Source organism: Neisseria sp. P0008.S010 (assembly GCF_051962715.1).
Classification (GTDB): domain Bacteria; phylum Pseudomonadota; class Gammaproteobacteria; order Burkholderiales; family Neisseriaceae; genus Neisseria; species Neisseria elongata.
The window spans coordinates 1-236 of the sequence record NZ_JBQCVA010000432.1; the positions used below are offsets into that span (position 1 = coordinate 1).

1 rRNA gene is annotated in these 236 nt (G+C 52.5%); it reads right to left on the minus strand.

What is annotated here, in order from left to right:
* Positions 1–236, minus strand: a 16S ribosomal RNA gene (locus ACTHSL_RS14220); the annotation flags it as partial.

Genomic DNA, 236 nt, shown 5'->3' on the forward strand with positions numbered 1-236 from the left:
TTCTACCAAATCTCTACGCATTTCACCGCTACACTTGGTATTCCAATATCCCCTCTCACACTCTAGTACTGAGGTCTCGCAGGCAGTTCCAGGGTTAAGCCCTGGGATTTCACCCGCGACTCTCAATACCGACTACGCACGCTTTACGCCCAGTAATTCCGAACAACGCTTGCACCCTCTGTATTACCGCGGCTGCTGGCACGAACTTAGCCCGTGCTTCCTCTGAGGCTATGTCA